The sequence below is a fragment of the Pauljensenia sp. UMB10120 genome, from assembly GCF_030212035.1.
Classification (GTDB): Bacteria; Actinomycetota; Actinomycetes; order Actinomycetales; family Actinomycetaceae; genus Pauljensenia; species Pauljensenia radingae_A.
Window position 1 is genome coordinate 40,210 of sequence record NZ_JASODH010000010.1, and the last position, 23,966, is coordinate 64,175.

The window sequence follows — 23,966 nt, forward strand, 5'->3', positions numbered from 1 at the left end:
TCCACCTAGCAGCAGCCCAAAGAGCGGACCGCGCGGGTCTGTTGCGCGCGCTGTGCCCACTGATCGGCAGGCGGATAGTCCACGTGCGCCAAAGTCAAGCCATGCGCCGGAGCCAGCGGAGCGGCTGCCTCACGCGAACGCGCATCCAGCAGATGTCTCATCCACGCCGGCGAGCGGCGGCCTGTCCCCACGTCAATCAGTGCTCCCACCAGGGATCGCACCATTGAGTGGCAAAAAGCGTCAGCATGGACGCGCACCAGGATCGGCGACGTTTCCCCCGCCGCCACGACGTCCAGCTGGCGGAGCGTACGGATCGTGGTCGCGCCCTCACGCGGCTTGCAAAAGGACAGAAAATCATGCTCACCGATGACGCTGGAAGCAGCTTCAGCCATGGCTTCCAAATTAAGCGTCTGGCGTGCAGGAACCGTCCAGATGCGTCGCCCGGAAAAGGGGTCACTGCCCGCGCGCTGGTCAAGCAGCCGGTACACATAGTGACGCCCCACAGCGCTGAAACGCGCATCGAAGGTTTCCGGCACGCGATGAGAACTCAGAAGCGCAACGTCGCAGTACCCTCTCGGCGACACCAGCCCGTGCGCCTTCATGAAATCACCGTGCGCGCGGGTAAGCAGAGAGGCCAGACGGTCAACCAGCGCATCTTCGGGTGTGCGCGAGGACCTTCCCGGAAGGCTGTCCCACACCTGCGCCGGCAGGTCGACGTGAGCCACCTGATGATCTGCGTGCACTCCCGCATCGGTGCGTCCCGCCACAGTCACCGCCACTTCCTGGCGGGCGATCAGCGACAGGGCTCGAACCAGTTCACCTTCCACGGTGCGTAGTCCGGGCTGTGCGGCCCAGCCGTGGAAGAAGGTGCCGTCGTATGCCAGGTCAAGCCGCGCCCTCACAGTGTCCATGCGCGAACACCGCCGATGATGCCGGCGTCATTGGGAACGATCACCACGTCGTCACCGAGTTTGGCCCGGTTCATCGCCGTGACGCGTTTCGAGTTTCCACCACCCAGGTACAGGCGATCCCACACGTACATCGGGCGCAGGCCGTCGATCACTCGGCGCACTCGTCGAGACCAGTGCGCGTCTCCCAGCCGGAGGCGTTCATGCTCGCCAATGTAGTCGTCATAGGTCAGTCCCCATCGCACAAATCCCTGCGATACTTCCACGTGCGGCGCGAGCACACCTGAATCGAAAACCGCGTTTCCCAGCCCGGTCCCCAGGGTCACGATCATTTCGAGGCCCGTGCCCGTGATGACACCTGCGCCGGCCACTTCAGCGTCGTTGAGCACCAGTGTCGGCATGCCCAGAGCAGCTTCAAGTGCCCGTCCCATGTCGAAGTTGGCCCATTGCTCGACCAGTTCAGGCAGGATCCGTGATCGCGGGCCGTCACGCGTGATGTAGTGCGGAGTCGTGATGACCACTCCGTGGCGCAGCATGCCAGGCATTCCCATCGTGACGCGCGTGGCGGCAGGCAGTTGCGCGGCAAGGTCCTGTGTGGTCTTGACGAGCAGTTCGGGAGGGAGCGGGTAGGGCGTGGGCGTGCGCACCGGCGATGCGGTCAGCGTTCCGCGCGAGTCGAGCACTGAGGCTTTGATTCCGCCCCCGCCGCAGTCGACAGCGAGGGTCATCTCTTCAGACATGTTCTTAGCATAATGGCTTGCTCTCACCTCGGGTTTCCAACGAGCTGTCCGCCCCGCGCCAGCTTCCTGTTCATTGACGAGGGCGACCCATCCGCGGCTCTACCCCTCCCCTGCATGTCCCCAACTGTCGAACTCGCGTGAACTCCGCGGGGTCACCGACTGGCCTGCAACACATCCGTGCTGGTCACAGCAATTTCGGGTCGGGTTCGTGCTGCGCGACCCCAGTGAGATCGACAGTTGGGGAACGAGGGGCGAGTGCACACGGGCTCCACCTAAAGAGCATCCGACACGGCCGGCACACCAACCGCGCGAATACACGGAAGCTGGGTAAACCCACACGGGGTTTACCCAGCTTCCGATCAGCCATCCGCTGGACTGGTCACCGCTCAATCAGCGCAGTGCCAGTCAGATCAGCAGGTCACGACGGTGCATGACTACTTGGCAGCTTCCTCAGCTTCGGTTTCAGCTTTGTCGTCAGCTGACTCCTGTGAAGCGGCTTCGTCAGCAGCCGGCTCGGCTGTTTCTGCTGCTTCAGCTTCGGTCTCGGCCTTTTCGTCAGCCTTGTCGGTCGCCTTGGAATCCTTACCGGACTTTGCAGCAGCCTTCGAAGCGGTACGCTCAGCGTCGGCAACGACAGCCTTCTTCTCGACTTTCTCCATGACAAGCTCAATACGAGCCATCGGAGCATTGTCGCCGCGGCGCGGCCCCAGCTTGGTGATGCGGGTGTAGCCACCGTTGCGCTCTGGATCCATGGCCGGAACGACCTCGTCGAACAGCATGTACAGGACATCCTTGTTCGGGATCTTGCGGGCAACCGTACGGCGAGCGTGAATGTCGCCGCGCTTTGCCTTAGTGACCAGCTTTTCAACGTACGGCTGCAGCGCGCGGGCCTTGGCCTCGGTCGTGGTGATCGCACGGTGTTCGATCAGTTGAGCAGCAAGGTTAGCCAACAGCAGCTTCTGGTGCGCTGGGCTGCCACCCAAACGTGGGCCCTTCTTAGGGGTGGGCATGAGTTTCTCCTACACAGTTTGTTTGGGCGTCCTCGTCCATCGATGACGGCCGCTGGAGGCGGCACGGACGCAAAGTGGATTCGATCAGAAAGACTGGTCGTCACTGAACTGAACGTTTCCGGCGTCTTCTCCGCCGGCGCGTTCAGGCATGACTGCATCCTTGAGGGTCATACCCAAGGATGCCAAGGCTTCCTTGATCTCCTCGATGGACTTGGTTCCGAAGTTGCGGATATCCAGCAGGTCAGCCTCAGAGTGGGCAACGAGTTCACCCACGGTGAGGATGCCGCGTCGACGCAGCGCGTTGTACGAACGGGACTGCAGGTTCAGGCTTTCGATCGGCAAGGCCAGGTCTTGCGCAAGGGTCTCATCGGTAGTCGATGGGCCCACTTCGATGCCTTCTGCTTCCTCGTTCAGTTCACGCATGAGGCCGAAGAGCTCCACCAGGGTGCTTCCGGCTGACGCGAGAGCATCGCGCGGACTGATAGCTGGCTTGGTTTCCACATCGATGATCAGACGATCAAAGTCGGTGCGTTGCTCGACACGGGTGGCCTCCACCTTGTATGTCACTTTAAGCACCGGCGAGTAGATCGAATCGATCGGGATGCGGGAGATCTCAGCTTGCGGATCCTTGTTCTGAGCAGCGGAAACGTAGCCACGGCCACGCTCAACCGTCAGTTCAATCTCGAGCTTGCCCTTCTCATTGAGCGTTGCCAGATGAAGGTCAGGGTTGTGGATTTCCACGCCTGCAGGAGGAGTAATATCCCCTGCGACGACCTCACCGGGGCCAGCCTTGCGCAGGTACATCACGACAGGCTCATCCTCTTCAGAGGACAGAACGATGTCTTTGATGTTCAGGATGATCTCAGCGACGTCTTCCTTCACGCCTTCCACCGTGTGGAATTCGTGTGGCACACCGTCAATGCGGATCGAGGTGACCGCTGCGCCCGGAATGGACGACAGCAATGTACGGCGCAGGGAGTTACCCAGTGTGTATCCAAACCCAGGCTCGAGTGGCTCAAGAGTGAAACGGGAGCGGTAATCGCTCACCTTCTCCTCTGAGAGGATGGGGCGTTCTGCAATGAGCACGTCTTGGTCCTTTCTTTCCGACAACCGCTATATGATGTCGGATTTGTGGTCCCGTCACGCGAACAGTGACGGAAAAAACAGGGTGCAGATGGTTCCCACTTGTGTGGGAACATCGTGACGTGGGACGCGGACGGGTCGCCCTCGTCCCTCACACGGGTCTTTCAGACGCGGCGACGTTTCGGGGGACGTGCACCGTTGTGAGCCTGCGGAGTGACATCCTGAATGGATCCAACCTCAAGACCAGCGGCCTGCAGCGAACGAATCGCCGTTTCGCGGCCGGAGCCCGGGCCCTTGACGAAAACGTCAACCTTCTTCATGCCCTGTTCCTGCGCGCGACGTGCTGCAGCCTCAGCGGCAAGCTGAGCGGCGAACGGGGTGGACTTACGTGAGCCCTTGAAACCGACCTGACCGGACGATGACCATGACAGGACAGCGCCGGTGGGATCGGTGATGGAGACGATCGTGTTATTGAACGTCGACTTGATGAACGCCTTGCCGTGCGTGACGTTCTTGCGCTCTTTACGACGCGGCTTACGCGCCGAAGATGAGCGAGTAGACTTGACAGCCATTGATTTTCCTTTTGAAGTCGAGGGGCCAGGTTTCATCACCCAGCTCTATGAGTTACTTGGTGGCTTTCTTCTTGCCAGCCACGGTGCGCTTGGGTCCTTTACGGGTACGCGCATTTGTCTTCGTCCGCTGACCATGAACAGGCAGGCCAAAACGGTGGCGCATGCCCTGGTAGCATCCGATCTCGATCTTGCGGCGGATATCGGCTTGGACCTCACGACGCAAGTCGCCTTCGACCTTAAAGTTGGCCTCGATGTAGTCGCGCAGCTTGACCATATCTTCTTCACTGGCGTCGCGTACGCGAAGGTCGGGGCTGACCCCGGTTGCTTCAAGTGTTTCCTTGGCGCGGGTGCGTCCCACACCGTAAATGTAAGTAAGCGCAATCTCCATCCGCTTTTCACGGGGGAGGTCAACGCCGGCAATACGTGCCATGACTTTTCTCCACATGGTTTTCGGAGGTCGTCACCCCGTCTCTGATCCATCAATCAGCCCCGGCCTCCGAACCAGGGGTCCCGCTTGCGCGGTCGACGGTGTGCTGTGGGCAAATCGCCCGCCAGTGGCTCACTACCACTGAGCAGCTACGGCTTTCAGCCTTGACGCTGCTTGTGCCTGGGGTTGTCGCAAATAACCATGACGTTGCCGTGGCGACGAATCACCTTGCACTTGTCACAGATCTTCTTGACACTAGGCTTGACCTTCATGGTGCACCTCCACGTCGCCAGGCGACGCTTGTTGTGTCGGTTTACTTGTATCGGTAGACGATTCGACCCTTTTCAAGGTCATACGGGCTGAGCTCGACGACTACGCGGTCTTCAGGCAGGATACGAATGTAGTGCTGACGCATCTTTCCTGAGATGTATCCCAGAACTTCGTGACCGTTGGTGAGCTCAACACGAAACATCGCGTTCGGCAACGCCTCAATAACGGTGCCTTCGACCTCAATAACTCCGTCTTTCTTCGCCATGTCCTCCGTCTATCCTCTACGTTTGTCAGTAGGGCTCACGGCCGAAACCGTGGCGGGCGTTTCCCTCGCCAATCGGCAAGAAAGTCAGCCCGACTGTCCATTCTAGAGGAGGATGCAACGCCGGTGAAGCCCATTCAGTGGGATATCCCTCACGCGCCGGTCTCGAGTTGCCTTCCATATTGACGAGGGCGACGCCTGGAGCGCCGATCACACAGCAATCAGAAATACGCAGGCTGCGTGTATCAGTCCAGTGAAATGGGGGTTACTCCGTAATGAGCCAGGCCCTCTACCCCACCGTCTGGCGCAGTCAGAACTGAAATGCCCTCCTCCATGATGGCAACGGAGTGCTCCCAGTGCGCGGCATCGCTGTGATCCAGCGTGTGCACGGTCCACCCGTCAGCTTCGGTGCGCGTCGCAGGATTGCCCGACACGAGGATGGGTTCGACCGCCAGCACCATACCTGGCTTCAGACGCGGGCTGATCCCGGTCGCACGGTAGTTCAACACGTCGGGCGGTTGATGCATCGCCGTTCCGATGCCGTGTCCGCCGAATTCTTCAACGATCTGTGCTTCCCACCCGAACTTGTCCCGGTAATCCTCGCAGGTGTCTTCAACAGCTTGTCCCACCGCGCTGACGCGGCGAGCAGAAGCCAACGCTGCGATCGCACGCCACATAGCAGCGCGCGTCACTTCGTTGAGTTCACGCCGGCGCTGAGATGCGGCCTGTTCATCGCCCACAATCATGGAAAACGCAGCATCACCGTGCCAGCCACGGCCGTGGTGCGTCACGTAGGCTCCGCAGTCGAAGGAGACGATGTCGCCGTTGCGCAGGACATCATCATTCGGAATGCCGTGCACAACAGTGTCATTGACGCTGATACAGACCGTCGCCGGGTAACCGAAGTAGTTCAGGAAATTCGAGGTCGCTCCCGCCTGGGAAATCACTTCGGCACTGATGCGGTCCAGTTCCGTCAATGTGACGCCTGGTTGAGCCGCGCGGCGCAGTGCTGCGTGGATATCCGCCACGATCAAACCTGCGCGACGCATCTGCAGAATCTGATCCCTGGTTTTCAGCTCAATACGCGCGTGACCCATCGTCCTCAGCGACCTTCTGAGACCGAAGCATCCGCATTTGCCGAGGCAGCAGCGCCGCCCTGGTCAGACGAGCTGGAGCTGGCAGGCTCCGAAGCCTCGGCTGGGTCATCTTCGGGGAATTCTTCCGCCCCGCAGCACTCTCCTTCACCGTTTTGGTGGGCTTCGAACCACGGATCACGAGGATCGTCGAGGGTGGCCTGGCCGCCCGTCACCTCATCCGCGCCGGCACCGTCCGCTGAGTCAGCACCGCTCCCGGAGCCGGCACCGTTCAGTGAATCGAGAATGGCAAAAATGCGTTCGCTGACTTCTTCGACCGACCCGTTCGCATCGACTGCTTCGAGCAGATCCTGATCGACATAGTACGTGGCGACCGGCTCAGTTTGCGTATGGTAAACCGCCAGGCGATGACGGATAACCGGCTCAGTGTCGTCTGAGCGGTGCTGTTCGGTTGCGCGCTTGAGCATGCGGTGCACAACCTGATCTTCATCCGCCTGAAGCTCGATCACCACGTCAAGTTCGGTTCCCAGGTCAGCGAGCGTGTCACGCAAAGCATGTGCCTGCTCAACAGTGCGCGGATAGCCATCGAGCAGGAAGCCCTCAGCGGCATCAGGCGCCTTCAGGCGAGCATGCACCATCGGGTTGATGACCGAGTCGGGAACAAGTTCGCCGCGATCCATGTAGGACTGTGCGAGGATGCCGAGTTCCGTCTGTTCGGCAATGTTGGCGCGGAAAATTTCCCCTGTTGAAATGGCCGGGATGCCGAGTTTGCATGCAATTATGCTTGCTTGAGTTCCTTTGCCCGCTCCAGGAGGACCGAGCAGGATAATAGCTGTCATCGAAGGAATCCCTCGTAATGATGTTGTTCGAGCTGAGTGTTGATTTCTTTCACGGTCTGCAGGCCGACGCCGACCATAATCAGCAGCGTGGTACCACCGAACGGCATCTGTCCATTCTGCAGACCGAGTGGGATCATCATCAGCGACGGTACAAGGGCGACAATCATCAGGTAGAACGCACCCGCCGTGGTAATGCGGTTCATGACGTAACGCAGGAATTCAGCGGTCGGGCGTCCAGCACGGTACCCCACGATGAAACCGCCGTAGCGTTTCATGTTGTCGGCAACCTCGTCCGGGTTGAAGGTGATGGAAGTGTAGAAGAATGCGAAGCCGAGGATCATCAGGGCGTACAGCACGAGGTAGAGCCATGACTGGTGGTTGAAGTTTGAACGCACCCACTGCACCCACGTCGATTCTGGTGAGCCAAAGTTCGCCATCATCACCGGCATAGCCAGGATCGATGACGCGAAGATGACGGGGATAACGCCCGACATATTGATCTTCAGCGGGATGTATGTCGAGGAACCGCCGTACATGCGGCGGCCGATCATGCGCTTGGCGTACTGAACGGGGATTCGGCGCTGTGATTGCTCGATGTAGACAATGGCAAGTGCGACTACGAGAATCATGCCGACAATTGCGGCAACTTTGCCCCAGCCGCCACCTTGTCCGATCGAGAACAACTGAGCAGGCATACGAGCGGTGATCGACGTGAAGATCAGCAGTGACATGCCATTGCCGATGCCACGCTCAGTGATCAATTCACCCAGCCACATGATGACGGCGGTACCCGCGGTCATAGTAACGATCATCACGAGGTACATGGGGATGGACCGGTCAGCTATGATGTCGTGCTGGCAGCCGGGGAACATGTTGCCCGAGCGCGCCATGTACACCATGGTGGTCGACTGCAGTACGCCGAGGAAGATTGTGCCGTACCGCGTGTATTGCGTGAGCTTGGCCTGACCCGTCTGACCTTCCTTGTGCAGGTCATCGAACCGAGGAATGACAACTCGCAGAAGCTGGACGATGATCGACGCCGTAATGTACGGCATGATGCCGAGCGCGAAGATCGACAGCTGGAGCAACGCGCCGCCTGAGAACAGGTCGACGAGCCCGAGCAGGGATCCTTCTTCCTGAGTTGCCAGGCACTTCTGCACGTTGACAGTGTTGACGCCTGGGGTCGGGATAAATGCTCCGAGGCGGAATACCGCCATGATCATCAAGGAGAACAGCAACTTCCGACGCAGGTCAGGAGTGCGGAACGCCTGTGTGAAGGCACTTAACACGGCTTCCTCTTCCTAGGTTGATGGTGTGACAGCTTGACGCAATCACAACTTTACTCACCGTGCCTAGCCTACCCGAGTTAGCACGTCTCACGTCAATTGGATTGGCTACACCGCGGTTTTTCGTTAGTTCATTGCCGAGGGCGACCCGATGACGCGCCATCTGCGCCCATGTGATCGACCTGCGACACTATGGGGGTGGTTTGGCTAACAAACCACCCCCACCGTGTTTCAGACTTATCGCACCGTGACGGTGCCACCAGCCTGCGTGATCTTGTCCTGAGCCGATTGTGAGCATGCATCCACATCCAGGGTGAATGCGCTGGTCACTTCTCCGCCTCCGAGGACCTTGACCGGGTGTCCGTCACGAACAGCTCCCTTTTGAGCCAGGTCTTCCGATGAAACGGAGCCGCCCTCGGGGAACAGTTCCTGCAGCTTGCCGACGTTAACCACCTGGTATTCCACGCGGAACGGATTCTTGAATCCGCGCAGCTGAGGAAGACGCACGTGAATCGGCTTGGCGCCGCCCTCGAAGCCAACTGGGACGGAACGGCGGGCCTTGGTGCCCTTCGTGCCGCGGCCGGCGGTTTTACCCTTGGAGCCTTCACCACGACCCACACGGATCTTGGCCTTATTGGCTCCCCTGGCGGGACGCAGGTCGTGCAGCTTGAGGATGCCTGCGGGGGCTTCCTCAGTCGTCTTGTTCGACGTTGATTTCGCCATGATCAGTCAGCCTCCTCCACTGTAATCAGGTGTCGCACTGTGTTGATCATTCCGCGAACTGACTCGGAATCCTCACGCACAACGCTTTGGCGGATCTTGCGCAGCCCAAGGGTACGCATGGTCTCTTTCATGTTCTGCTTGGCGCCGATCGTTGATCGAACCTGCGTGATCTTGAGTTTTGCCATTATTCACTCACCCCTGCGGAGGCTTTGGCGGCTTCCCTCTGCTCGGCCTGAGCTTTCTTTTCCGCTTCGCCTTCTGCCTGTGCGCGCAACATGCCGGACGGAGCAACACGCTCCACCGGAAGTCCACGACGTGCGGCCACTGCTTCAGGTGTTTCCAGCTGCTTCAGAGCTGCCACCGTTGCTCGGACGATGTTAAGTGCATTGTCGGATCCGAGCGACTTGGTCAGCACGTCCTGTACGCCAGCTGCCTCGAGGACGGCGCGCACAGGGCCGCCGGCAATAACGCCGGTACCTGGTGTAGCGGGACGCAGCAGCACGATTCCGGCTGCATCTTCGCCCTGGACCAGGTGAGTGATCGTGCGGCGGATCATGGGCACGTGGAAGAAGGACTTCTTAGCTTCTTCAACGCCCTTGGAAATAGCCTGGGGAACTTCCTTGGCCTTTCCGTAGCCGACGCCGACGGTGCCTTCGCCATCGCCCACCACTACCAGAGCGGTGAAGCTGAAGCGACGTCCACCCTTGACCACCTTGGATACGCGGTTGATCGTGACGACACGCTCGATGTATTGGTTCTTGTCTTCGTTGCGACGGTTGTCGCGACGGTCAGTGTTACGCCCCTGGCGGCGATCGCGACGCTCGCTGTCACGTTCGTTGCGCCCGGAGGATTCCTGACCGTTTCTGCTTCGCTGCGCTGCAGCCATCAGTTGATCTCTCTTTCCCTCAGTCGCTTTCAGAGGTTCAATCCGCCCTCACGGGCGGCCTCTGCGACAGCCGCGACGCGGCCGTGATACTTGTATCCTGCGCGGTCGAAGACCACTGCGGAGATGCCAGCAGCTTTGGCGCGCTCTGCGATCAGTTCGCCTACACGGTGAGCCTTGTCCACCTTCGAGCCTTCTGCCGAAGCAAATTCGTCTTCCATCGTGGAAGCGGACACGAGGGTGTTGCCAACCGTATCGTCGATGACCTGTGCGACCATGTGGCGGTTCGAACGGGTCACGACCAAGCGCGGGCACTCGGCAGTGCCGCTGATCTTCTTGCGAAGACGCTGATGGCGACGCTTACGCGCAACAACTTTGCCTTTGCCTTTGACGGAGTAGCCCATCACTTACCAGCCTTTCCGACCTTGCGGCGGATCGTTTCACCCACGTAGTGAATACCCTTGCCCTTGTACGGTTCAGGCTTCTTGATCTTACGAATCCGCGCTGCAGTTTCACCGACGAGTTGCTTGTCGATGCCTGAGACCGTGAACTTCGTTTGTGAGTCAACCGTGAAGTCAATGCCTTCAGGGGCCTTGAACGGAACGGTGTGGGAGAATCCCAGCGAGAATTCCAAGTCCTTGCCCTTGGCGACTACGCGGTAACCGGTGCCGGTGATCTCGAGCTGTTTGCTGAAGCCCTGGGTCACGCCCACAACCATGTTGTTGATCAGTGAACGGCTCAGTCCGTGCAGTGAACGGGCTTCGCGGCCGTCATCCGCACGCTCGACGATAATCTGGCCGTCCTCGACGCGTGCTGAGATCAGATGAGGAAGCTCATGGCTCAGCTCGCCCTTGGGGCCTTTCACCGTGACTGTGGCGCTCTTGATGTCGACGTCAACTCCCGACGGGATTGTGATTGGGCTCTTACCGATTCGTGACATTGTCGGTTCCCCCTCTCACCAGACGTAGGCGAGGACTTCCCCACCTACACCCTTGTCGGATGCCTGACGGTCAGTCAGCAGACCAGAAGATGTGGACAGAATAGCCACACCCAGTCCGCCGCGGACCTTCGGCAAGTTCGTCGACTTCGCATAAACGCGCAGGCCTGGCTTGGACACGCGTTGCAGACCTTCAATTGCACGCTCACGCTTGGAGCCGTACTTGAGATTGAGGATCAGTGTTTTGCCAACGCGAGCATCCTCGACGGAGGTCGAGGCAATGTAGCCCTCTTCCACCAGGATGTTCGCAATGGCGGCCTTCAGCTTGGAGTACGGCATGGAGACCGACTCGTGCTGAGCCGAGTTTGCGTTACGCAGACGCGTCAGCATGTCTGCGATGGGATCAGTCATTGTCATGGGGACTAATTCCCCTTCCTCGTCGCGGTTTCCACCGGGGTCCCCGGGACCTACGACGTAGTGCTTACCAGCTGCTCTTTGTCACGCCTGGGAGTTCGCCACGAAGGGCGAGCTCACGCAGGCAGACTCGACACAGTCCGAACTTGCGGTAGACCGAGCGCGGGCGTCCGCACCGGCTGCACCGGGTGTAGCCACGGACACCGAACTTCGGGGCGCGCGCGGCTTTGATCTTGAGAGACGTCTTAGCCATGGTCAGTCCTCCTTAAAGGGGAAGCCGAGGTGACGTAGCAGTGCACGGCCCTCCTCATCGGTGCGGGCTGAGGTCACGATTGTGATGTCCATGCCGCGCACGCGGTCGATGCTGTCCTGATCGATCTCGTGGAACATGGACTGTTCCGACAGACCGAAGGTGTAATTGCCGTTGCCGTCAAATTGCTTCGATGACAGTCCGCGGAAGTCGCGGATACGGGGCAGAGCGGTCGACAGAAGACGGTCAAGGAACTCCCACATGCGATCGCCACGCAAGGTGACGTGTGCGCCGATGGGCTGGCCTTCACGCAGTTTGAACTGTGCGATGGACTTCTTGGCCTTGGTCGTCACAGGCTTCTGGCCGGTGATTGCCGTCAAGTCGCGCAGTGCTCCTTCAAGTGCCTTCGAGTCACGAGCGGCTTCACCAACGCCCATGTTGACGACGATCTTGGTGAGACCGCCCACCTCCATGACGTTGCTATGCTTGAACTCGTCACGCAGCGCTTGACGAATCTCTGAGTTGTACTTTTCTTTCAGACGCGGGGCCATGATCAGATCTCCTTGCCCTGCTCGATACCTGCTGCCACGCGACCACGGGTCACGCGAACACGCACGGTGCGGGTACGACCGTCACGCTCAACCTGGTCTTCCCTGAAGCCCACGCGAACGCGCTGCTTTGTGTCGGGATCAACCAGAGCGACCTTGGACAGTGAAATCGGTGCTTCCACTGTTTCAACGCCGCCACTTGAGTTCTGGGACTGTCCCTGGCGCACATGACGTGTCTTCAGGTTGACACCCTCGACCAGGACCTTCTGTTCCTTCGGGAACACCTTGATGACGCGACCCTGGCGGCCCTTGTCACCTGGCTTGAGGGGTTCAAGGCCCTCAGCTTCGCGGCGCTCGTTGCGCTTGGCGAGCTTGGCCTCGTCTGACGTGCGTCCACGGACAACCTCGACGAGGTCGCCTTTACGAATCTTCGCTGCCATCAGAGCACCTCCGGGGCAAGTGAAATGATGCGCATGAACTTCCTGTCGCGCAGTTCCCTGCCGACAGGTCCGAAAATACGCGTCCCGCGTGGCTCCCCATTGCTGTTGAGAATCACTGCGGCATTTTCATCGAATCGAATGTAGGAACCGTCGGAACGACGCGTTTCCTTACGCGTACGTACGACGACCGCCTTAACGACTTCGCCCTTCTTGACGTTGCCGCCTGGGATAGCGTCTTTGACGGTGGCGACAATCGTGTCGCCAATTCCGGCGTAGCGTCGACCCGAACCGCCGAGAACACGGATGGTCAGGATCTCCTTTGCACCTGTGTTATCAGCGACTTTCAGTCGCGACTCCTGCTGGATCATTGTGTGTGACTCCTGTCGTCGTGCCGGTTCTCATCGCAGCGCGGTTGCGCCACTAGAGCCTGACCGAACGGATGATGGTCTATGAGGACGAATTACTTCGCCTTTTCGATGATCTCCGCGACGCGCCAGCGCTTGGTGGCTGACAGCGGGCGGGTCTCCATGATGCGAACGAGGTCACCGACGTGGCACTCGTTGTTCTCGTCGTGGGCCTTAACCTTTTTCCTCTTACGCATGACTTTGCCGTAAAGTGCGTGCTTCATGCGGTCTTCGAGCTCAACGACGACGGTTTTATCCATCTTGTCGCTGGTCACGTAGCCACGACGAACCTTACGGAAATTACGTGCGACAGCCTCATTAGTGGTCTCGGACATGCGACTCACTCCTTCGTAGTGGGGGCTGTGCGGAAGCCGAGCTCCCGCTCACGGCTAATGGTGTAGATCCGGGCAATGTTGCGACGAACTACCTTCATGCGTCCATGGTCCTCGAGAGAACCGACGGCTTGGGAAAAGCGCAGGTTGAACAGTTCAGCCTTAGCTTTCTCGAGCTCCTTGGACAGCTGTGCTGCGTCCATTGCATCCAGGTCGGCGGTCGTCAGACCTTTGTCGGCCATCAGAGTTCACCACCCTCTCGGACCACAAATCGGGTCTTCATTGGAAGTTTGTGCTGGGCACGGCTCAGAGCTTCGCGAGCGAGCTCCTCGGAAACGCCGCCCAGTTCGAACATAATGCGGCCCGGCTTGACGGGGGCGACCCACCATTCAGGAGCGCCTTTACCGGAACCCATACGGGTTTCTGCGGGCTTCTTGGTCAGCGGGCGGTCAGGGAAGATGTTGATCCACACCTTGCCGCCACGCTTCACGTGACGGGTCACCGCGATACGAGCTGCCTCGATTTGACGGTTCGTGACATAGGCGCCTTCAAGAGCCTGGATGCCGTAGTCGCCGAAGGCCAGCTCGGTGCCGCCTTTAGCCACACCAGTGCGGTGTGGACGATGCTGCTTGCGGAACTTGGTCCGACGGGGAATGAGCATAAGACTCAGGCCTCCGTTCCTTGATCGGCAGCCGGCTGTTCGGCCTGGGGCTCAGTCTGAGCCTTTTCTGGCTGCGTGTTTTCGCTTGCGCGTTCCTGGTTGCGCTGACGTCCACCGCGTCCCTGGCCTCCACGGCCGCCGCGACGGGGTCCGCGACGATCACCGCGGCGTCCGCCGCGGTTCTGCTGCTCAGCCTGCTGGCGAGCAAATTCGCGCTCGGTCATGTCGCCCTTGTAGATCCACACCTTGACGCCAATGCGACCGAAGGTGGTACGAGCTTCAAAGAAGCCGTAGTCGATGTTCGCGCGCAGGGTGTGCAACGGCACACGGCCTTCACGGTAGAACTCGGAGCGAGACATTTCGGCTCCACCCAGACGGCCGGACACCTGGACACGAATACCCTTGGCGCCTGCACGCTGTGCGGACTGAATGCCCTTACGCATGGCGCGACGGAACGAGACACGTGCTGCGAGTTGCTCGGCGATGCCCTGAGCAACCAGCTGTGCGTCCAGATCGGGGTTGCGAACCTCGAGGATGTTGAGCTGGACCTGCTTGCCAGTCAGCTTCTCGAGAGATTGACGCAGGCGATCTGCCTCGACGCCACGACGTCCGATCACAATGCCGGGACGCGCGGTATGCAGGTCGACGCGCACGCGGTCGCGGGTGCGCTCGATGTCAACTTTCGAAATGCCGGCGCGCTCAAGGCTTTCAGACAAAGCGCGACGAATGGCGACGTCTTCGGCTACGTAATCTGCGTAGCTCTGGCCTTTGGTGGTTGAGTCGGAGAACCAGCGGGACCGGTGATCGGTGGTGATTCCCAGACGGAACCCGGTTGGGTTAACCTTCTGCCCCATTACTGGTCTCCCTTCTGCTTGTCGTCCTTGGTGCCCACCACAATGGTGATGTGGCTGGTGCGCTTGAGGATCCGTCCGGCGCGTCCTTGTGCGCGGGGGCGGAAACGCTTCATAGTCGGGCCTTCGTCCACAAAGGCTTCGAGGACCAGCAGGTCGGCTTCGTCAAAAGCCTCCCCTGCCAGCTCAGCCTTGAATTTGGAGTTGGCGACAGCGCTGTGAAGCACCTTCTGGACATCGGTTGCGACGGCCTGCGGAGCGAACCGCAGAATGTCGGCTGCCTCCAGGACACGCTTGTTGCGAACTTCGTTCACCACGCGGCGTGCCTTCTGGGGCGTGACGCGAACGTAACGCGCCTGCGCCTTGGCTTCCATGAAATCCTGCCTTTTCTTCCCTAGGGCCGGCTCAGCGCCGACGTCCTTTGCGATCGTCCTTGTCATGGCCTCGGAAGGTACGAGTGGGAGCGAATTCTCCCAACTTGTGACCCACCATCGCCTCGGTGACGAACACCGGGACGTGCTTGCGGCCGTCATGCACCGCAAATGTGAGGCCCAGGAAGTCTGGGGTGATCACTGAGCGGCGTGACCATGTCTTGATGACGGCTTTTGAATTGGTTTCGTTGGCCTTGTCGACTTTCTTGAGCAGGTGGTCGTCGACGAAGGGGCCCTTCTTCAAACTACGCGGCATATTTTCAGCTCCTTATCAGCGCTTCTTGCCGGTCCGGCGACGGCGCACGATAAGCTTGTCGCTGGCCTTGTTCGGACGACGGGTACGGCCCTCGGGCTTGCCCCACGGTGACACCGGATGGCGACCACCAGAGGTACGGCCCTCACCACCACCATGCGGGTGGTCGACCGGGTTCATCACAACACCGCGAACGTGGGGGCGCTTGCCCTTCCAACGCATACGGCCTGCTTTACCCCAATTGATGTTGGAGTGATCGGAGTTGCCGACCTCGCCAACAGTTGCACGGCATGCAGCATCAACGTTGCGGATTTCACCGGAAGGCATACGCAGTTGCGCGAAGCGGCCTTCTTTGGCAACGAGCTGCACAGACGCTCCAGCGGAACGCGCGATTTGCGCGCCACCACCGGGCTGCAGCTCAACTGCGTGCACGACGGTACCGAGAGGGATGTTACGCAGCGGCAGGCAGTTACCTGGCTTGATATCAGCCTGTGGGCCTGCTTCCACGCGGTCACCCTGATACAGGTTGGCCGGTGCCAGGATGTAACGCTTGGCTCCGTCCTCGTAGTGCAGCAGTGCGATGCGCGAGGTGCGGTTCGGATCGTATTCGATGTGAGCCACAACGGCGGGGATGCCGTCCTTGTCATGGCGACGGAAGTCGATCACGCGGTAGGCGCGCTTGTGGCCACCACCGCGGTGACGCGAGGTCACGCGGCCGTGCGCGTTACGACCACCGGTCTTGCTCAGCGGACGCAGCAGCGACTTTTCTGGTGTAGAACGCGTGATTTCAGCAAAGTCCGACACACTTGAGCCGCGACGGCCCGGCGTTGTGGGCTTGTATTTGCGGATTCCCATAATGTTCCTCTACCTCTCCGGCTGCCTTCAGGCCTGATCGCCGAAGATGTCGATGGTGCCTTCGCGAACGGTCACGATTGCTCGCTTGACGTCCTTGCGCTTTCCGATTCCGTTGCGGGTCCGGTATTCCTTACCCTTACGGTTCTGGGTCGCGACAGAGGCAACCTTGACACCAAAGATTGCCTCGACAGCAATCTTGATCTCGGTCTTGTTGGCGCGAGGATCAACTTCAAATGTGTACTTGCCCTGATCCATCAGGATCGATGACTTCTCAGTCACGACAGGCTTCAAGATGATGTCGCGCGGGTTCTTGGTGGATTCGAGTGCGCTCACTTGGTCTCCTCCTTAGTACCGAGGAAAGTCTCGAGGGCGCCCTTGGTGAAGATGACATCGTCGTTGTCGAGGACGTCATAGGTGTTGAGCTGATCAACCCACAGAATGTGAGTTTCCTGCAGGTTGCGCAGGCTCAGTGCCGTCAGATCTTCACCGCGTTCAAGGACCACCAGGACGTTGTCGTTGCCAGCAACGATTGTCCGCAGAGCTTTCAGAGCTGTCTTGGTGGACGGCTTGTCGCCCTCGAACAATGAAGTCACAACGTGAATGCGATCGTTACGAGCGCGATCGGACAGTGCGCAGCGCAGAGCGCCGACCTTCATTTTCTTCGGGGTGCGTTGTGCGTAGTTACGCGGCTGAGGTCCGTGAACCACTCCGCCACCGGTGAACTGCGGTGCGCGGATGGAGCCCTGACGAGCGTTACCGGTTCCCTTCTGGCGGTACGGCTTCTTGCCGCCGCCGGAAACCATGCCACGGGTCTTGGTCGCGTGTGTTCCCTGTCGGGCCGCAGCAAGCTGCGCCACGACGACTTGATGCATCAGCGGAATGTTCGCCGGCACGTCGAAAATTTCACCGGGCAGGTCGATCGTGTCGACCTTCTTGCCCTCACGGTCGAGCACATCGATCGTGCGCGTGGTTTGGTTATCAGTCATGTCACGCACCCTTCACGGACGTGCGAACCAGGACGATACCGTTCTTCGGGCCGGGGATTGCGCCGCTAATGAGCAGGAGGCCCTTTTCGGCGTCCACAGCCTGGATCGTCAGATTCTGAATTGTGCGGCGCGCATTGCCCATACGGCCGGCCATGCGCTGTCCCTTAAAAATGCGACCAGGTGTTGCACAGGCACCAATGGAGCCTGGCTTGCGGTGATTGCGGTGGGCGCCGTGAGAGGCTCCCACGCCTGCAAAGCCGTGACGCTTCATCACACCGGCAAATCCCTTGCCCTTGGTGTTTCCGGAAACGTCAACATGCTGTCCCGCTTCAAACACGGTTGCGTCGAGTTCCTGCCCCGCTGCGTAGTTATCGGCCTCGGTTGTGCGAACTTCGGCTAGGTGGCGACGTGGTTCCACGCCTGCCTTGGCAAAGTGTCCCGCGAGAGGCTTTGTCACCTTGCGGGGGTCAATCTTGCCGTAACCGATTTGAATCGCAGAGTAACCGTCAACCTCTTCGGTACGCACCTGTGTGACGACGTTGGTGCCGACCTGCACGACAGTGAGCGGGACAAGACGCCCTTCGGCGTCCCATACCTGGGTCATGCCGAGCTTGCGGCCCAACAGCGCCGTCATGGGCGTGCTGGCCTTCTGCTTGGTATCAGTTGTCATTGCAGATGTCCTCAGAGCTTGATCTCAATATTGACGTCCGCAGGCAAGTCAAGACGCATAAGCGAGTCGACGGCCTTCGGAGTCGGGTCGATGATGTCGATGAGCCGCTTGTGTGTGCGCATCTCAAAGTGCTCGCGGCTGTCCTTGTATTTGTGGGGCGACCGAATGACGACGAACACGTTCTTTTCGGTCGGCAGTGGCACCGGGCCCACGACCGTGGCGCCCGCGCGTTGCACGGTCTCCACAATCTTGCGCGCGGAGCTGTCGATGACCTCGTGGTCATAGGACTTAAGCCGGATGCGGATCTTCTGTCCCGCCATGCCGTCTACCTCTTCTCGTACAGCTTCGTCACCGGTCCCCGCATTCGGGCGTGTCGCAATTCGCGACACATTCGTACGCGGTTTCCCTCGGGTGAGGGACGGACCGTTGTCTTATCTAAAGAACTCGGGCTATAAAGCCCGGCCAGATTTTGGTCTGGATGAGCCCCACCCTCGCGGGGCAACCTGATTAGTTTGACAGAAAACCCCTCGTTGGTTCAAGTCCGCTCAGGCAAAAACCGGTGTGAATCACCTGACAACTAGCCTGCTATCCAGCTTTTATGCCTTGCTACGGGCCCACGGAGGCACATTCTGTCACCCTGCTGCCAAGAATTGTCGCCAGTATCACTATCGCTGGTGCACCCCCTCAGCTACCCCAGCCTGTCCATCCGCACTCTGCCCGCGTGCCATCCTTTTACCTCACCCTGTCTCTCTGCAGCCTGTCACTCGGCAGTCTGCCCTTCCACAATGTGCTCGTCCATTCAATTCTCAGCGCTCACTTGCTCCCATCTCCACCTCATGCCCGTTCCCCACTTGGTCCCCTCACCCCCCCCATAGCCCCTTCTTCCGCTCGGGCCCTTCTTTTGATCGATCCCCTCTTTCCTCGAGCCCTCCCCACTTAGTCCTGTCTCCCACTTGCCCTATCCCCCAGTTCCCAACTGTCGATCTGAGGGTCGAATCGACGATTCTCCGCTGAGACTTCCACGCAACACAGCTGGTCAAGGGCCTGCTAGGGAAGCAGGACCGGAACTTTCAGCCTTCAAATCGACACTCGGGTAGAGGGAGGGAAGTCTTAACGAAAAGATCTGCGGAGTATCCGTGTTCGAAGTTTTTTCGGAACTCCTTCGAGAAGCATTCGCAAACAATAGATGTTAGGTCTAGCACATAGGCATACCTACAAGATTGTTCGCGTAGCCGATCGGAGGAGTTCTTGCGGCGCCACCGCGCCTTCACTCCTAATCTCTGCAGAGACTTCTTTCCAGCACTGCCCTTTCCCCGCCTCTACCCATCTGTCGATCTCAAGGACATCTATGGAAGGACATCCCTTGGCGCGACTGCATCGGTGCAGGTCACAGCAAATTCACCTTCGTTTACTCAAACGGAATGCTGCCGAGATCGACAGTTGGGTAAACAACCGGTGGGAAACAGGCAGATAGACAGCTAGGAGCAAAAAGCTCGAGGCGGAACAGTTCAAAGTAGAACGGCTCAGGCCGGAACAGTTCGGAACGCAAGAAGAGATGGGGCCGGAACAGTTCGGAGCGCGAAAAGGTGCCAGACCCGAATTCGTTGGAGCATACAGCGCCATCGCCGCGTAATAGCGACAGAAAGCATATACACGCCCCTTGGCTATTGATCTCACGGTCAGACAATGGGAAGCACGAATCACACTGGGCCGACAAAAGGGCGGAGAACGCTAAAGGCCGGAGCAGGCTAAGAGACGGACTACAGCTAGGAGCCGGAGCCGCCAAAAGACAGAGCACGAGAAAAGGGCGGCGCTACCAAAAGGCAGAACACGCTTCAGGCCAGAGGGCGCCAAAGGAATGGGCGCGCTTTGAAACAGAGCACGCAAAAAGACAGAAACGGCAAGAAGATACAGCAGCACAAAAAAGATGGGCTTGGAAGCATCTTTCGATGCCACCAAGCCCATCTCAGCTCATTCGGCTCACCGCCAGGCGCCCTCGTCAATACCGACTCAAACGGCCCAAACGGGGAACCTCGCGAGTGCCAGCGCCAGTTACAGTCGGCTCAATGCCAACTGCACCCAGCTACCGAATCACTTATCGATTTCGGTCACACGACCTGAACCAACGGTGTGGCCACCCTCGCGGATAGCGAAGCCCAGGCCGGGCTCCATTGCGATGGGGTGAATCAGTTCGACGGTGATTTCTGTGGTGTCGCCAGGCATAACCATCTCGGTGCCCTCGGGCAGCGTGATGACGCCGGTGACGTCCGTGGTACGGAAGTAGAACTGAGGACGGTAGTTGGAGAAGAACGGCTTGTGACGGCCGCCTTCGTCCTTCTTCAGGATGTAAACCTGGCCCTTGAAGTTCGTATGAGGCGTGATGGAGCCGGGGACGGCCACAACCTGGCCGCGCTCGACATCTTCGCGCTTCGTGCCACGCAGCAACAGACCGCAGTTCTCGCCTGCCCATGCTTCATCCATGGACTTGTGGAACATTTCGATACCGGTGACGGTGGTCTTCTGGGTCGGGCGGATGCCGAGGATCTCGACTTCAGAGTTCAGAGCCAGCTTGCCACGCTCGACACGGCCGGTCACAACGGTGCCACGGCCGGTGATGGTGAAGACGTCCTCGATCGGCATCAGGAACGGCTTGTCGAGATCGCGCTCAGGGGTCGGGACGTACTCGTCCACTGCATCCATGAGCTCTTCGATTGCCTTCGTCCACTTCTCGTCGCCCTCAAGAGCCTTGAGTGCCGAGACGCGGATGATCGGGGCGTTGTCGCCATCGAAGTCCTGAGAGTTGAGCAGGTCGCGGCATTCTTCCTCAACGAGCTCCAGCATTTCCTCATCATCCACGGCATCGCTCTTGTTCAGAGCAACAAGGATGGTGGGGACGCCGACCTGACGGGCAAGCAGAACGTGCTCGCGGGTCTGAGCCATCGGGCCGTCGGTTGCTGCGACCACCAGAATTGCGCCGTCCATCTGGGCTGCACCGGTGATCATGTTCTTGATGTAGTCAGCGTGACCGGGGGCGTCAACGTGTGCGTAGTGACGCTTCTCGGTCTGGTACTCCACGTGGGAGACGTTAATCGTGATGCCACGATCGCGCTCTTCAGGAGCGTTGTCGACGTTCTCGAACGGCGTGTACTCGTTCAGTTCCGGGTACTTGTCGTGCAGAACTTTGGTAATTGCTGCTGTCAGCGTCGTCTTGCCGTGGTCAACGTGTCCGATGGTACCGATGTTGACGTGCGGCTTGGTGCGCTCGAACTTGGCCTTCGCCACTTGTGTCCTCCTGGACTCGGGTAGATGTTCTCAGCCTATGGCTAGGTGTTAGCTTAACACCCACAGGGCGTGAGATCCTACAGGGTTTCTATTGAATTGGAGTGCGGATCTGCGCTGCAGCTTTCACACTGCCCCTTGACAGTGATCCCCGCCACCTCGCTCACCGGAATCCCGGCGCTATCCGTCTTGCGCTGCACTGACGCTCCGGTCTCGACCGATCGGTTCCGGCGCGGGACCCCCGCTACTGCGAGGTCCCCCACCGCTGACCGATCTGACCAGTGCAATCACGCAGTGCAACAGGCAATAGCACTACGGTACACCGATCGGGGTTGATCCGACCCCGTGGGACTCACTCGCCCCGAGACTTTCCGACGATTTCCTCTGAAACGCTACGAGGAACCTCGGCGTAGCTGTCGAACTGCATCGAGTACACGGCGCGTCCCTGGGTCTTGGACCGCAGGTCGCCAACGTATCCGAACATTTCCGACAGCGGAACTTGCGCGCGAACAACACGCACACCATGCTGCTCATCCATTGACTGGATGGCACCACGACGAGAGTTCAGGTCGCCGATCACGTCGCCCAGATATTCATCAGGCGTACGCACCTCGACGGCCATAATCGGCTCAAGAAGAACCGGCTTCGCCTTCTTGGCGGCTTCACGCATGGCCATTGAACCTGCGATCTTGAACGCCATTTCAGACGAGTCAACTTCGTGGTATGCACCGTCAAGAAGCGTGGCTTTGACATCCACCATCGGGTATCCAGCCAGAACACCGGAGTGCATGGCTTCCTGAATACCAGCGTTTACAGAGGGGATGTACTCACGCGGAACGCGGCCACCGGTGACTTTGTCCTCGAAGACGTACTCTTCTTCGGAATCGCTCGGCAGCGGCTCCAGCATGATGATGACGCGGGCGAACTGACCCGAACCACCGGTCTGCTTCTTGTGAGTGTATTCAAACTTTTCGACGGTCTTACGGATCGTCTCGCGGTAGGCGACCATCGGCTTGCCGACGTTAGCCTCGACCTTGAATTCGCGACGCATACGGTCAACAATGATGTCGAGGTGAAGCTCGCCCATACCACCGATGATGGTCTGGCCACTTTCCTGGTCCAGCTCAACGGTGAAGGTCGGGTCCTCTTCAGCCAGCTTCTGGATGGCGACGCCCATCTTTTCCTGGTCAGCCTTCGACTTCGGCTCGACAGCCACGTGAATAACGGGCTTCGGGAAGGTCATCGACTCCAGAACAATCTGATCGTTCAGGTCACACAGCGTGTCGCCGGTGGTGGTGTCTTTCAGACCGATCACAGCGTAGATGTGACCAGCGTGCGCCAGATCAACCGGGTTCTCCTTGTTGGAGTGCATCTGGAAGATCTTGGAGATACGCTCACGCTTACCCTTGGTCGAATTCATGATCTGGGAGCCGGCTTCCATCTTGCCGGAGTAGACGCGGATGAAGGTCAGCTTGCCGTAGAACGGGTGCGCCGCAATCTTGAATGCCAGCGCTGAGAAAGGCTCGTTCTCATCGGGATGACGAACGAGGTTCTCTACCTCAGAGTCATCACCAGGTTCGAAACCGCTGACGGATTCGATATCCAGAGGTGAGGGCAGGAAGCTGATCACACCGTCCAGCACGGGCTGAACACCCATGTTGCGCAGTGCGGTACCGCAGTAGACCGGGAAGGCCTTGCCTGAAACGGTCAGCGCACGCACGCCTTCCTTGATCTGGTCAACGGTCAGTTCGCCGTTTTCCAGGTAGGCTTCCATGAGCTCGTCGTTGCCTTCAGCGGCGGCTTCCATCAGAGCCTCACGGTATTCCTCGGCCTTGTCCTGCAGGTCGGCGGGAATCTCGCCTTCCTCGACGATGGCACCAAGGGTGGGCTTACCGTCTGCGTCAGTTGCCGGGTAATGGAAAGCCTTCATTGACAGCAAGTCAACGTTGCCTTCGAAGGTATCCTCGGCGCCAATGGGCAGCTGCATGACGATCGGGTTCGCTTTGAGGCGATCCTTGATGGTCTGCACCGAGTAGTAGAAGTCGGCGCCCAGCTTGTCCATCTTGTTGATGAAGCAGATACGTGGGACGTTGTACTTGTCGGCCTGACGCCACACGGTTTCTGACTGAGGCTCCACACCTTCCTTGCCATCGAAGACAGCCACGGCGCCGTCGAGCACACGCAGTGAGCGCTCAACTTCCACCGTGAAGTCCACGTGGCCGGGGGTATCGATGATGTTGATCTGGTTGCCTTTCCAGAAACAGGTCACGGCAGCCGAGGTAATCGTGATGCCACGTTCCTTTTCCTGGTCCATCCAGTCAGTGGTTGACGCACCGTCGTGCGTTTCACCGATCTTGTAGTTAATGCCCGTGTAGAACAGGATGCGTTCAGTCACGGTCGTCTTGCCGGCATCAATGTGAGCCATGATGCCAATATTGCGGACCTTCCTCAGGTCTGTTAGCACTTCTTGTGCCACGGAGTTGTCCTTCGCTTCGTCGTGCGTTCTTTCGGTGATCCCCATTAACGAGGGCGGAGCCCCGCTGGGGATTAAACAGCTG

General features: G+C 59.2%; 33 protein-coding genes and 1 pseudogene. All 34 read right to left on the reverse strand.

Annotated elements, in window-relative coordinates:
- Positions 1 to 5: 5 nt before the first annotated feature.
- The 34 genes and pseudogenes from truA to fusA all read right to left on the reverse strand — a co-directional run bounded on the left by truA (position 6) and on the right by fusA (position 23,884).
- Positions 6 to 911, reverse strand: a complete 906-nt coding sequence (gene truA, locus QP093_RS09175; protein ID WP_058237140.1) for a tRNA pseudouridine(38-40) synthase TruA — start codon at positions 909 to 911, stop codon at positions 6 to 8.
- Entirely contained in the window at positions 899 to 1,648 is a 750-nt protein-coding gene (locus QP093_RS09180) for an ROK family protein (protein ID WP_058237141.1), read from the reverse strand. Before QP093_RS09180 ends, truA begins: the two co-directional genes overlap by 13 nt.
- Before the next feature lie 434 nt (positions 1,649 to 2,082).
- Positions 2,083 to 2,658 carry a 50S ribosomal protein L17 gene (gene rplQ / locus QP093_RS09185; RefSeq protein WP_285016210.1) on the reverse strand — a complete coding sequence of 192 codons (576 nt, stop codon included), beginning with the start codon at positions 2,656 to 2,658 and terminating at the stop codon, positions 2,083 to 2,085.
- Between the two features lie 84 nt (positions 2,659 to 2,742).
- On the reverse strand, positions 2,743 to 3,744 hold the full coding sequence (locus tag QP093_RS09190; RefSeq protein WP_058237143.1) for a DNA-directed RNA polymerase subunit alpha: 1,002 nt from the start codon (positions 3,742 to 3,744) through the stop codon (positions 2,743 to 2,745).
- 161 nt (positions 3,745 to 3,905) lie between these two features.
- Positions 3,906 to 4,313: a 30S ribosomal protein S11 gene (gene rpsK, locus QP093_RS09195; protein ID WP_058237144.1), complete on the reverse strand. Its 408-nt coding sequence runs from the start codon at positions 4,311 to 4,313 to the stop codon at positions 3,906 to 3,908.
- 52 nt (positions 4,314 to 4,365) lie between these two features.
- Complete coding sequence (gene rpsM / locus QP093_RS09200; protein WP_058237145.1) at positions 4,366 to 4,743, reverse strand: 30S ribosomal protein S13; 378 nt, start codon at positions 4,741 to 4,743, stop codon at positions 4,366 to 4,368.
- Between the two features lie 155 nt (positions 4,744 to 4,898).
- Positions 4,899 to 5,012: a 50S ribosomal protein L36 gene (gene rpmJ / locus QP093_RS09205; RefSeq protein ID WP_003790577.1), complete on the reverse strand. Its 114-nt coding sequence runs from the start codon at positions 5,010 to 5,012 to the stop codon at positions 4,899 to 4,901.
- 41 nt (positions 5,013 to 5,053) lie between these two features.
- Positions 5,054 to 5,275 (reverse strand): translation initiation factor IF-1, encoded by a 222-nt coding sequence (gene infA / locus QP093_RS09210; protein ID WP_058237146.1) that lies wholly within the window; start codon positions 5,273 to 5,275, stop codon positions 5,054 to 5,056.
- A 242-nt stretch (positions 5,276 to 5,517) separates the two neighbouring features.
- On the reverse strand, positions 5,518 to 6,369 hold the full coding sequence (map, locus tag QP093_RS09215; protein ID WP_285016229.1) for a type I methionyl aminopeptidase: 852 nt from the start codon (positions 6,367 to 6,369) through the stop codon (positions 5,518 to 5,520).
- 269 nt (positions 6,370 to 6,638) lie between these two features.
- Positions 6,639 to 7,205, reverse strand: a pseudogene (locus tag QP093_RS09220) (adenylate kinase); the annotation flags it as partial.
- A complete protein-coding gene (gene secY / locus QP093_RS09225; RefSeq protein WP_058237148.1) occupies positions 7,202 to 8,494 on the reverse strand; it encodes a preprotein translocase subunit SecY in 1,293 nt (430 codons plus the stop codon). The pseudogene QP093_RS09220 and the gene secY, both read right to left, overlap by 4 nt.
- 234 nt (positions 8,495 to 8,728) lie before the next feature.
- Positions 8,729 to 9,214 (reverse strand): 50S ribosomal protein L15, encoded by a 486-nt coding sequence (rplO, locus tag QP093_RS09230; protein ID WP_058237149.1) that lies wholly within the window; start codon positions 9,212 to 9,214, stop codon positions 8,729 to 8,731.
- A gap of 2 nt (positions 9,215 to 9,216) precedes the next feature.
- A complete protein-coding gene (rpmD, locus tag QP093_RS09235; RefSeq protein WP_058237150.1) occupies positions 9,217 to 9,399 on the reverse strand; it encodes a 50S ribosomal protein L30 in 183 nt (60 codons plus the stop codon).
- Entirely contained in the window at positions 9,399 to 10,100 is a 702-nt protein-coding gene (gene rpsE / locus QP093_RS09240) for a 30S ribosomal protein S5 (RefSeq protein ID WP_285016232.1), read from the reverse strand. Before rpsE ends, rpmD begins: the two co-directional genes overlap by 1 nt.
- A 29-nt stretch (positions 10,101 to 10,129) precedes the next feature.
- Positions 10,130 to 10,501, reverse strand: a complete 372-nt coding sequence (gene rplR, locus QP093_RS09245) for a 50S ribosomal protein L18 (protein ID WP_058237152.1) — start codon at positions 10,499 to 10,501, stop codon at positions 10,130 to 10,132.
- Positions 10,501 to 11,037: a 50S ribosomal protein L6 gene (gene rplF / locus QP093_RS09250; RefSeq protein ID WP_285016234.1), complete on the reverse strand. Its 537-nt coding sequence runs from the start codon at positions 11,035 to 11,037 to the stop codon at positions 10,501 to 10,503. Before rplF ends, rplR begins: the two co-directional genes overlap by 1 nt.
- Before the next feature lie 15 nt (positions 11,038 to 11,052).
- The gene (rpsH, locus tag QP093_RS09255) at positions 11,053 to 11,451 is read right to left on the reverse strand and encodes a 30S ribosomal protein S8 (protein WP_058237154.1); all 399 of its coding nucleotides are present in this window, start codon (positions 11,449 to 11,451) and stop codon (positions 11,053 to 11,055) included.
- Positions 11,452 to 11,515: 64 nt separating this feature from the next.
- The gene (locus QP093_RS09260; protein ID WP_058237155.1) at positions 11,516 to 11,701 is read right to left on the reverse strand and encodes a type Z 30S ribosomal protein S14; all 186 of its coding nucleotides are present in this window, start codon (positions 11,699 to 11,701) and stop codon (positions 11,516 to 11,518) included.
- A gap of 2 nt (positions 11,702 to 11,703) precedes the next feature.
- On the reverse strand, positions 11,704 to 12,249 hold the full coding sequence (gene rplE / locus QP093_RS09265; protein ID WP_070726977.1) for a 50S ribosomal protein L5: 546 nt from the start codon (positions 12,247 to 12,249) through the stop codon (positions 11,704 to 11,706).
- 2 nt (positions 12,250 to 12,251) lie between these two features.
- Positions 12,252 to 12,686: a 50S ribosomal protein L24 gene (gene rplX / locus QP093_RS09270; RefSeq protein WP_285016235.1), complete on the reverse strand. Its 435-nt coding sequence runs from the start codon at positions 12,684 to 12,686 to the stop codon at positions 12,252 to 12,254.
- Positions 12,686 to 13,054, reverse strand: coding sequence for a 50S ribosomal protein L14 (gene rplN, locus QP093_RS09275; RefSeq protein WP_058237158.1), 369 nt, complete (start codon positions 13,052 to 13,054; stop codon positions 12,686 to 12,688). Before rplN ends, rplX begins: the two co-directional genes overlap by 1 nt.
- 92 nt (positions 13,055 to 13,146) lie before the next feature.
- The gene (rpsQ, locus tag QP093_RS09280) at positions 13,147 to 13,425 is read right to left on the reverse strand and encodes a 30S ribosomal protein S17 (protein ID WP_058237159.1); all 279 of its coding nucleotides are present in this window, start codon (positions 13,423 to 13,425) and stop codon (positions 13,147 to 13,149) included.
- 5 nt (positions 13,426 to 13,430) lie between these two features.
- Positions 13,431 to 13,664 carry a 50S ribosomal protein L29 gene (gene rpmC, locus QP093_RS09285; protein WP_058237160.1) on the reverse strand — a complete coding sequence of 78 codons (234 nt, stop codon included), beginning with the start codon at positions 13,662 to 13,664 and terminating at the stop codon, positions 13,431 to 13,433.
- Complete coding sequence (gene rplP, locus QP093_RS09290) at positions 13,664 to 14,083, reverse strand: 50S ribosomal protein L16 (protein WP_058237161.1); 420 nt, start codon at positions 14,081 to 14,083, stop codon at positions 13,664 to 13,666. Before rplP ends, rpmC begins: the two co-directional genes overlap by 1 nt.
- Positions 14,084 to 14,088: 5 nt before the next feature.
- A complete protein-coding gene (rpsC, locus tag QP093_RS09295) occupies positions 14,089 to 14,937 on the reverse strand; it encodes a 30S ribosomal protein S3 (protein ID WP_058237162.1) in 849 nt (282 codons plus the stop codon).
- On the reverse strand, positions 14,937 to 15,308 hold the full coding sequence (gene rplV, locus QP093_RS09300) for a 50S ribosomal protein L22 (protein WP_058237163.1): 372 nt from the start codon (positions 15,306 to 15,308) through the stop codon (positions 14,937 to 14,939). Before rplV ends, rpsC begins: the two co-directional genes overlap by 1 nt.
- A gap of 31 nt (positions 15,309 to 15,339) precedes the next feature.
- Entirely contained in the window at positions 15,340 to 15,621 is a 282-nt protein-coding gene (rpsS, locus tag QP093_RS09305) for a 30S ribosomal protein S19 (RefSeq protein WP_058237164.1), read from the reverse strand.
- 15 nt (positions 15,622 to 15,636) lie between these two features.
- Positions 15,637 to 16,473, reverse strand: coding sequence for a 50S ribosomal protein L2 (gene rplB, locus QP093_RS09310; protein ID WP_058237165.1), 837 nt, complete (start codon positions 16,471 to 16,473; stop codon positions 15,637 to 15,639).
- Between the two features lie 27 nt (positions 16,474 to 16,500).
- Positions 16,501 to 16,806 (reverse strand): 50S ribosomal protein L23, encoded by a 306-nt coding sequence (rplW, locus tag QP093_RS09315; RefSeq protein WP_058237166.1) that lies wholly within the window; start codon positions 16,804 to 16,806, stop codon positions 16,501 to 16,503.
- A complete protein-coding gene (rplD, locus tag QP093_RS09320) occupies positions 16,803 to 17,459 on the reverse strand; it encodes a 50S ribosomal protein L4 (protein ID WP_058237856.1) in 657 nt (218 codons plus the stop codon). Before rplD ends, rplW begins: the two co-directional genes overlap by 4 nt.
- A gap of 1 nt (position 17,460) precedes the next feature.
- Positions 17,461 to 18,129 carry a 50S ribosomal protein L3 gene (gene rplC / locus QP093_RS09325; protein ID WP_058237167.1) on the reverse strand — a complete coding sequence of 223 codons (669 nt, stop codon included), beginning with the start codon at positions 18,127 to 18,129 and terminating at the stop codon, positions 17,461 to 17,463.
- An 11-nt stretch (positions 18,130 to 18,140) separates the two neighbouring features.
- Positions 18,141 to 18,449, reverse strand: a complete 309-nt coding sequence (rpsJ, locus tag QP093_RS09330) for a 30S ribosomal protein S10 (RefSeq protein WP_058237857.1) — start codon at positions 18,447 to 18,449, stop codon at positions 18,141 to 18,143.
- Positions 18,450 to 20,220: 1,771 nt separating this feature from the next.
- The gene (gene tuf / locus QP093_RS09335; protein WP_058237169.1) at positions 20,221 to 21,411 is read right to left on the reverse strand and encodes an elongation factor Tu; all 1,191 of its coding nucleotides are present in this window, start codon (positions 21,409 to 21,411) and stop codon (positions 20,221 to 20,223) included.
- A gap of 349 nt (positions 21,412 to 21,760) precedes the next feature.
- Complete coding sequence (fusA, locus tag QP093_RS09340; protein WP_058237170.1) at positions 21,761 to 23,884, reverse strand: elongation factor G; 2,124 nt, start codon at positions 23,882 to 23,884, stop codon at positions 21,761 to 21,763.
- Positions 23,885 to 23,966: the final 82 nt, after the last annotated feature.